8 protein-coding genes are annotated in these 7,878 nt (G+C 72.0%); 7 read left to right on the plus strand and 1 reads right to left on the minus strand.

The window, feature by feature from the left end; genetic code table 11:
* Positions 1–8: 8 nt before the first annotated feature.
* The 3 genes from AB0D66_RS27585 to AB0D66_RS27595 are packed head-to-tail and all read left to right on the plus strand — an operon-like array spanning position 9 to position 929.
* Entirely contained in the window at positions 9–206 is a 198-nt protein-coding gene (locus tag AB0D66_RS27585; protein WP_362308971.1) for a DUF4244 domain-containing protein, read from the plus strand.
* Positions 193–579, plus strand: a complete 387-nt coding sequence (locus tag AB0D66_RS27590) for a TadE family type IV pilus minor pilin (protein ID WP_362308974.1) — start codon at positions 193–195, stop codon at positions 577–579. The genes AB0D66_RS27585 and AB0D66_RS27590 overlap by 14 nt, the downstream gene beginning before the upstream one ends.
* Positions 576–929 (plus strand): Rv3654c family TadE-like protein, encoded by a 354-nt coding sequence (locus AB0D66_RS27595; RefSeq protein WP_362308977.1) that lies wholly within the window; start codon positions 576–578, stop codon positions 927–929. Before AB0D66_RS27590 ends, AB0D66_RS27595 begins: the two co-directional genes overlap by 4 nt.
* On the opposite strand, the gene AB0D66_RS27600 is transcribed toward AB0D66_RS27595, so the two are convergent.
* Positions 877–3,351, minus strand: a complete 2,475-nt coding sequence (locus tag AB0D66_RS27600) for a DEAD/DEAH box helicase (RefSeq protein ID WP_362308980.1) — start codon at positions 3,349–3,351, stop codon at positions 877–879. The genes AB0D66_RS27595 and AB0D66_RS27600 overlap by 53 nt on opposite strands.
* An 81-nt stretch (positions 3,352–3,432) precedes the next feature.
* Between AB0D66_RS27600 and bldG the strand changes: the two genes are divergently transcribed.
* The 4 genes from bldG to AB0D66_RS27620 all read left to right on the plus strand — a co-directional run bounded on the left by bldG (position 3,433) and on the right by AB0D66_RS27620 (position 7,716).
* Positions 3,433–3,774, plus strand: coding sequence for an anti-sigma factor antagonist BldG (bldG, locus tag AB0D66_RS27605; RefSeq protein ID WP_069920854.1), 342 nt, complete (start codon positions 3,433–3,435; stop codon positions 3,772–3,774).
* Between the two features lie 100 nt (positions 3,775–3,874).
* Complete coding sequence (locus AB0D66_RS27610) at positions 3,875–4,315, plus strand: ATP-binding protein (RefSeq protein WP_362308984.1); 441 nt, start codon at positions 3,875–3,877, stop codon at positions 4,313–4,315.
* A gap of 256 nt (positions 4,316–4,571) precedes the next feature.
* Entirely contained in the window at positions 4,572–6,974 is a 2,403-nt protein-coding gene (locus AB0D66_RS27615) for a sodium-translocating pyrophosphatase (RefSeq protein ID WP_362308987.1), read from the plus strand.
* A 175-nt stretch (positions 6,975–7,149) separates the two neighbouring features.
* Positions 7,150–7,716: a small secreted protein gene (locus AB0D66_RS27620; RefSeq protein ID WP_362308990.1), complete on the plus strand. Its 567-nt coding sequence runs from the start codon at positions 7,150–7,152 to the stop codon at positions 7,714–7,716.
* The last annotated feature ends 162 nt before the right edge of the window (positions 7,717–7,878 follow it).

Genomic DNA, 7,878 nt, shown 5'->3' on the forward strand with positions numbered 1-7,878 from the left:
GAGTAGCCATGAGGATCATCTGCTTTCGCATGTGGACGGCGCTGCGCGGTCGCGGACGCGATGCGGGGATGTCCACTTCTGAATACGCCATGGGCACGATCGCGGCCTGTGCGTTCGCCGCGGTTCTGTACAAGGTGGTGACGAGCGACGTGGTCTCCACGGCCCTTCAGTCGACCATCGGAAAGGCACTCGATGTGCCGTTCTGAGGACGATTCCGGCGCCCTCCGGAAAACGGCGGACCGGGGATTCGTGACCGCGGAGGCGGCCCTGGTGATCCCGGCCCTGGTGCTCTTCGCCGCGCTGCTGGTGTGGTCGCTGATGGCGGCGGCCGCGCAGATCCGGTGCGTGGACGCGGCCCGGGCCGGCGCCCGGGCGGCGGCCCGGTCGGAGCCGGCGGAGGTCGCGGTGGCGGCCGCCCGGGCGGCCGCGCCTGCGGGGGCCCGGGTGGAGCTGGAGCGGGAGGGCGACCTCTGGCGGGTCCGTGTGGCGGCCCCGGCTCCGGGGCCGCGCGGCCTGCCGGTACGGCTCGGGGCGCAGGCGGTTGCCCTGGCGGAGGACAGCGTGGGGCCGCCGCCGTGAGCCGGGACCGGGGCTCGGCCACGGTGTGGGCGGTGCTCGTGATGACGGTGCTGGGGGCGGTCTTCGGCGGGGTGCTGCTGCTCGGCCAGGCGGTGGTGGCCCGGCACCGGGCGGCGGCCGCCGCGGACCTGGCGGCGCTCGCGGCGGCGGCGTCCTGGGCCCACGGGCCCGAGACGGCCTGTGGGGCGGCGCTGCGGGTGGCCCGGGCGCAGGGCGCGGCCCTGGCCGCCTGCGGCCTCCGGGGCGAGGTCGCGGAGGTCACGGCGCGGCCGGCGGCCGGGACCTTCACCCCGGGGATCAGGGCCCGGGCGGGGCCGCCTCGGGAGGGGACTGCGCCAGGAGGCGGGTGAGCAGGCGGATGGCGCCGCGCTTGTGGAGCGGTTCGTTGCCGTTGCCGCATTTGGGCGACTGGATGCAGGAGGGGCAGCCGGCCTCGCATTCGCAGGCGGCGATGGCGTCGCGGGTCGCCGTCAGCCAGGCGCGGGCCGTGTGGAAGGCCCGCTCCGCGAATCCGGCGCCGCCGGGGTGGCCGTCGTAGACGAAGACCGTGGGGAGGAGGGTGTCGGGATGCAGCGGCACGGAGACGCCGCCGATGTCCCAGCGGTCGCAGGTGGCGAACAGCGGGAGCAGGCCGATGGAGGCGTGCTCGGCGGCGTGCAGGGCGCCGCCGAGGATCTCCGGGTTGATCCGGGCCTCGTCCAGCTGGTCCTCGGTGACCGTCCACCACACGGCCCGGGTGCGCAGGGTGCGGGGCGGCAGGTCGAGTTTGGCCTCGCCCAGCACCTCGCCGGTGATCAGTTTGCGCCGAAGGTAGGAGACCACCTGGTTGGTGACCTCGACGGAGCCGTAGCAGAGCCGGGCCGGGCCCCAGGGGATCTCGGCCTCGGTCTCCAGGACGGAGATGGAGGTGGTGTCGCGGGCGGTGGTGGAGAACGGCGGGTTCGCCTCCTCGACGAGGGCCACGGCGTCCTCCAGGTCCAGGTGCCGCACCAGGTAGGTGCGGCCCTGGTGGAGGTGGACGGCCCCCTCGTGGACGGCGGTGTGGGCGGCCGACTCGTCCACCGTGCCCAGCAGCCGGCCGGTCGAGGCCTCGACGATCTGCACCGGGCGGCCGCCGCCGCCCCGGATGTCGGTCAGGTCCGAGGCCCGCTCGCGGCGGGTCCAGTGCCAGGCCGTGGCCCGCCGGCGGAGCAGCTTGGCCGCTTCGAGCTGGGGGAGGAGCTCCTTGGTCGCCGGGCCGAAGAGGTCCAGGTCCGCCTCGGTCAGCGGCAGCTCCGCCGCGGCCGCGCACAGGTGGGGGGCGAGGACGTACGGGTTGTCGGGGTCCAGCACGGTGGCTTCCACGGGCTGCCGGAACAGCGCCTCGGGGTGGTGGACGAGGTAGGTGTCCAGCGGGTCGTCGCGGGCGATCAGCACGGCCAGGGCGCCCTGGCCGGAGCGCCCGGCGCGGCCCGCCTGCTGCCAGAGGGAGGCCCTGGTGCCCGGGTAGCCGGTGATCAGGACGGCGTCCAGGCCCGAGACGTCCACGCCCAGCTCCAGGGCGGTCGTGGCGGCCAGTCCCAGCAGCTCGCCGGAGTGCAGGGCCCGCTCCAGGGCCCGGCGCTCCTCGGGCAGGTAGCCGCCCCGGTAGGCGGCGACACGCCGGGCCAGCGACCGGTCCACCTCGGAGAGGCGTTCCTGGGCGATGACCGAGATCAGCTCGGCGCCGCGCCGGGAGCGCACGAAGGCGACCGTACGGACCCCCTGGAGGACCAGGTCGGTCAGCAGGTCCGCGGTCTCGGCCGTGGCCGTACGGCGTACGGGCGCGCCCTTCTCGCCGCGCAGCTCGGTCAGGAGCGGCGGCTCCCACAGGGCGAAGACCACCTCGCCGCGCGGCGAGGCGTCCTCGGTGATCTCGATCACTCGGGTGCCGGTCAGCCGGGAGGCAGCCTCCGCCGGATCGCCGGCGGTCGCCGAGGCCAGCAGGAACACCGGATCGGAGCCGTAGCGGGCGCACAGCCGCCGCAGCCGGCGCAGCACCTGGGCCACGTGGGAGCCGAATACCCCGCGGTAGGAGTGGCACTCGTCGATGACGACGTAGCGCAGGGCCTTGAGGAAGGAGGACCAGCGCGGGTGGGCCGGGAGGATCCCGCGGTGCAGCATGTCGGGGTTGGTGAGGACGTAGTTGGCGTACTGGCGCACCCATTCGCGTTCTTCCACCGGCGTGTCGCCGTCGTAGACGGCGGGGCGGACCGCGTTGCCGAGCGGGGCGGCCAGTTCCCGCACGGCGCGCCGCTGGTCCGCCGCCAGAGCTTTGGTCGGGGACAGGTAGAGGGCGGTGGCCCCCCTGCCGTTCGGGGCCTCTGCGCCGTCCGCGAGGGCGGAGAGCACGGGCGCCAGATAGGCCAGCGACTTCCCCGAGGCGGTGCCGGTGGCGACCACGACGGAGTCCCCGTCCAGGGCGTGCTCGGCCGCCGCGGCCTGGTGTTCCCACGGATGGCCGATCCCGGCCGCCTGAATCGCGGCCACTACATCCGTTCGGATGCGGTCGGGCCAGACTGCATGACGGCCCGCCCGAGGGGGCAAGTGCTCCGTATGGGTGATGCGCGCAGCCCGGGAAGGCCCCCGTGACAGGCGGTCCAGGACCGTGCCGGGAGTGGGTCGTGGGTCCGCGGGTGCCGTGGGCCGACCGGGGCGGTGAGTATTGGCCATTGGAACCGAGTGTGTCACTGGCGTGCGGGACAATGGTCCCAAGGCGTCGTGCGCGCCTGCCGGTAAGTGATTGAATGCCATCGCGGCAGCCAATCCCTCGCCCACCTTCGGGTGGGGAGGCCCCTGGGGGGCGCCGCTCGATAGCAAGGTGCTGGAGGATCCGTGGACCTGTCCCTGTCGACTCGCACTGTCGGCGACCGTACGGTCGTAGAGGTCGGTGGCGAGATTGATGTGTATACCGCGCCCAAGCTGCGCGAGCAGTTGGTCGAGTTGGTGAACGACGGCAGCTACCACCTGGTTGTCGACATGGAGCGAGTGGACTTCCTCGACTCCACCGGACTTGGTGTGCTCGTGGGAGGCCTCAAGCGCGTCCGCGCGCACGAGGGTTCGCTGCGTCTGGTGTGCAACCAGGAGCGCATCCTGAAGATCTTCCGCATCACCGGTCTGACCAAGGTGTTCCCGATCCACACCTCCGTGGAAGACGCCGTCAACGCCACCGACTGACGGCTCCCGAAGGCAGGGAGCCGATAGGAGAACGGGGGTTCCGGGCCACTGATGGCCCGGGCCCCTGTCAAGGCACGCCCGTAGTCCGAGGGGGACGCGCATGGCCACCGTTGAACTGCGCTTCAGCGCCCAGCCCGAACACGTCCGGACGGCCCGCCTCGTCGCGGCCGCCGTGGCGCGGCGGGCCGGAGTGGAGGAAGCCGTCCTCGACGAGGTCCGCCTCGCCGTGGGCGAGGCCTGCTCGCGTGCCGTCGGACTGCATCGCAGCAACGGGCTGACCGCGCCCGTCCGGGTCGTCCTGACCGAGGAGGAGAAGGTGTTCTCCATCGAGGTCGGCGACGAGGTTCCCGGACCGGCCGGCAGCCCGGGCGACTCCGTGTCCGGCATCGACGCCGTCCTGGACCCCGACATCGAGGGTGAGGACGAGATGGGCCTCGCCGTGATCAGCGGGCTCGTCGACGACGTCGAGGTGACCAGTGGAGAATCGGGCGGGACCATCCGGATGAGCTGGCCCGTCTCGGGAGCCGCCGATCTGCCGTAGATCCACTGCGCGCGGATTCCTTCGTATCTTCCGATCTTTATCAAGGCCCTGCTGAGCAGGGCCTTTTTCATTTCCCTAGATCAATGACCGGGCGTCAATGCCTTTGCCCCATTACCACTTTCGAGGGTAATGGAGTGACGCGATCTATTGCTGAGGAGCAAGAGCACGCCAATTCCGTTTCCGGCGCACTGTTTTGATCAGGGCGCGCTCCCTACAATCCGTCCACATCTTGAGCTCATCACGTCAAGGAGGACGAATGACGGGGCTCTTCACCCCTAACGCGCCGGATCGCACCTCGGATCTGGCAGCCGCAGTACTCACCGATGACAACCGGCTCATCGTGATCGTCATCGCGGTCGTGGCACTGGCCGCGCTCGTCGTCGCGCAGATCCTGGTCCGCCAGGTGCTCGCCGCCGACGAGGGAACCGACAACATGAAGAAGATCGCCGCGGCGGTCCAGGAGGGCGCCAACGCCTACCTGGGACGTCAGCTGCGCACCCTCGGCGTCTTCGCCGTCGTGGTGTTCTTCCTGCTCTTCCTGCTCCCCGCCGACACCTGGTCGCAGCGGGCGGGACGCTCCGCCTTCTTCCTCGTGGGCGCGCTCTTCTCGGCGGCCACCGGCTACATCGGCATGCGCCTCGCGGTCCGCGCCAACGTCCGCGTCGCCGCGGCCGCACGCGAGGCCACCCCCGCCGAGGGCGAGCCCGCCAAGGACCTGACCGAGGTCTCCCACAAGGCGATGAAGATCGCCTTCCGGACGGGCGGCGTGGTCGGCATGTTCACCGTCGGCCTCGGCCTGCTCGGCGCCTCCTGCGTCGTGCTGGTCTATGCGGCCGACGCCCCCAAGGTCCTGGAGGGCTTCGGCCTCGGCGCCGCGCTGATCGCGATGTTCATGCGTGTCGGCGGCGGCATCTTCACCAAGGCCGCCGACGTCGGCGCCGACCTGGTCGGCAAGGTCGAGCAGGGCATTCCGGAGGATGACCCGCGCAATGCCGCGACCATCGCCGACAACGTGGGCGACAACGTCGGCGACTGCGCGGGCATGGCCGCCGACCTCTTCGAGTCCTACGCCGTCACCCTGGTGGCCGCGCTCATCCTCGGCAAGGCCGCCTTCGGCGACCTCGGCCTGGCCTTCCCGCTGATCGTTCCCGCGATCGGTGTGGTCACCGCGATGATCGGCATCTTCGCGGTCTCCCCGCGCCGCAGCGACCGCAGCGGAATGACCGCCATCAACCGCGGCTTCTTCATCTCGGCAGTGATCTCCCTGGTGCTGGTCGCGATCGCCGTCTACGCCTACCTGCCGGCCACCTACAAGGAGCTCGTCGGCGTCGAGAACCCCGCGATCCTGAACCACTCCGGGGACCCGCGCGTCCTGGCCGTCGTCGCCGTCGCGATCGGCATCGTGCTCGCGGCCCTGATCCAGCAGCTGACCGGCTACTTCACCGAGACCACCCGCCGTCCCGTCCGGGACATCGGCAAGTCCTCCCTCACGGGAGCGGCCACCGTCGTCCTCGCCGGCATCTCGGTGGGTCTGGAGTCCGCGGTCTACACGGCCCTGCTGATCGGCCTCGGCGTCTACGGGGCCTTCCTGCTCGGCGGTACGTCGATCATGCTCGCGCTCTTCGCGGTGGCCCTGGCCGGCACCGGCCTGCTCACCACCGTCGGCGTCATCGTCGCCATGGACACCTTCGGGCCGGTCTCCGACAACGCCCAGGGCATCGCCGAGATGTCCGGGGACGTCGAGGGCGCCGGGGCGCAGGTCCTGACCGACCTGGACGCGGTGGGCAACACCACCAAGGCCATCACCAAGGGCATCGCCATCGCCACGGCCGTGCTCGCCGCGGCCGCGCTGTTCGGCTCGTACAACGACGCGATCGCCACCGCCGTCAGGGAAGTCGGGGCCAAGGCCGGGGAGATGAACCTCAGCCTGGACATCGCACAGCCCAACAACCTCGTGGGGCTGATCCTGGGCGCCGCGGTCGTGTTCCTGTTCTCCGGCCTGGCCATCAACGCGGTCTCCCGCTCCGCGGGCGCCGTGGTCTACGAGGTGCGCCGCCAGTTCCGCGAGCACCCCGGGATCATGGACTACACCGAGAAGCCCGAGTACGGGCGCGTCGTGGACATCTGCACCAAGGACGCGCTGCGCGAGCTCGCCACGCCCGGCCTGCTCGCCGTCCTCACCCCGATCGCCGTGGGCTTCACCCTCGGCGTCGGCGCCCTCGGCTCCTTCCTCGCCGGCGCCATCGGCACGGGCACGCTGATGGCGGTCTTCCTCGCCAACTCCGGCGGCGCCTGGGACAACGCGAAGAAGCTCGTCGAGGACGGCCACCACGGCGGCAAGGGCAGCGAGGCCCACGCGGCGGTCGTCATCGGCGACACGGTCGGCGACCCGTTCAAGGACACCGCCGGTCCGGCCATCAACCCGCTGCTCAAGGTCATGAACCTGGTGGCGCTGCTGATCGCCCCGGCGGTCGTGCAGTTCAGCTACGGGCCGGACACCAGTGCGACCGTGCGGGCGGTGGTCGCCGTCATCGCGATCGGCGTCATCGTCGGCGCGGTGTACGTCTCCAAGCGCCGCGGCATCGCCGTCGGAGAGGAGCCCGAGAGCGGAGCCGCCGAGCGGGTGGGCCAGTCGCCCGACCCGGCGACGGTCTCCTGACCCGAGGTACGACGGCGGTAGGGGCGCGCCGGGCCGGGTCAGGGCCGGCCGAAGCCCCGTACGCCCGAACGGCGGACAGGCGGCGCGGACTGACGCGCCGTCTGTCCGCCTTTGTGCGTCGCCGGATGACGGCCGTGTATCTTCCGGGCCGAGAGCCTTCGAAGGGACCAATCCGGTGAACAAGAAGCTTGCGGCCGCGGTGTCGGGCGGTGCGGTACTGATGCTCGTCCTGTCCGGGTGCGGTGGCGACGACAGCGACAAGAAGGCCGACGCCTGGGCCAAGAAGGTCTGTGACCAGTGGCAGCCCGAACTGAAGAAGGTCGAGGCGGCCAACGCCGAGATCAAGCGCGTGGCGACGGAGAGCAGCAAGCCCGAGGAGGTCCAGAAGACCGACTCGGCGGCGTTCGCGACCATGTCCGAGTCGTACAAGACGATGGGGACCGCCCTGCAGGAGGCGGGAGTTCCGCCGGTCAAGAACGGGCAGGCGACCCTGGACGCGGCGGTCAAGGGCTTCGAGGAGACCTCCAAGGGCTACGCCGACCTGAAGACCAAGATGGACGCCCTCGACGCCAAGGACCAGACGAAGTTCGCCGAGGGGCTCAAGGAGCTGGCCGGCGGGCTCCAGGAGGCCACGAAGGGCGGCAAGGACGCACTCGCCCAGCTCAACGCGGGCGGCCTCGACAAGGCGATGAACAGCCAGAAGGGCTGCCAGGTCACGGCGCCTTCGCCGTCGCCCAAGTAGCCCGCTGAGGCGGTGGGCTGACGGCGGCCGGGGGGGGGGGGGGCGCGGGGGGGGGGGGGGGCCCCCCCCCCCCGGGGGGCCCCCGCCCCCCCCCGGCGGGGGGGGCGCGGCGGGGGCGCGGGGGGGCGGGGGCGCGGCGCGCCCGCCGCCGGCGGGGCGGGC

The organism is Streptomyces sp. NPDC048270, from assembly GCF_040652335.1.
Classification (GTDB): Bacteria; Actinomycetota; Actinomycetes; order Streptomycetales; family Streptomycetaceae; genus Streptomyces.

Coding starts and splice junctions, on each gene's coding strand:
- AB0D66_RS27585 (WP_362308971.1), top strand. CDS start 9: ATGAGGATCATCTGCTTTCGCATGTGGACGGCGCTGCGCGGTCGCGGA.
- AB0D66_RS27590 (WP_362308974.1), top strand. CDS start 193: ATGTGCCGTTCTGAGGACGATTCCGGCGCCCTCCGGAAAACGGCGGAC.
- AB0D66_RS27600 (WP_362308980.1), bottom strand. CDS start 3,351: ATGGCATTCAATCACTTACCGGCAGGCGCGCACGACGCCTTGGGACCA.
- AB0D66_RS27610 (WP_362308984.1), top strand. CDS start 3,875: ATGGCCACCGTTGAACTGCGCTTCAGCGCCCAGCCCGAACACGTCCGG.
- AB0D66_RS27615 (WP_362308987.1), top strand. CDS start 4,572: ATGACGGGGCTCTTCACCCCTAACGCGCCGGATCGCACCTCGGATCTG.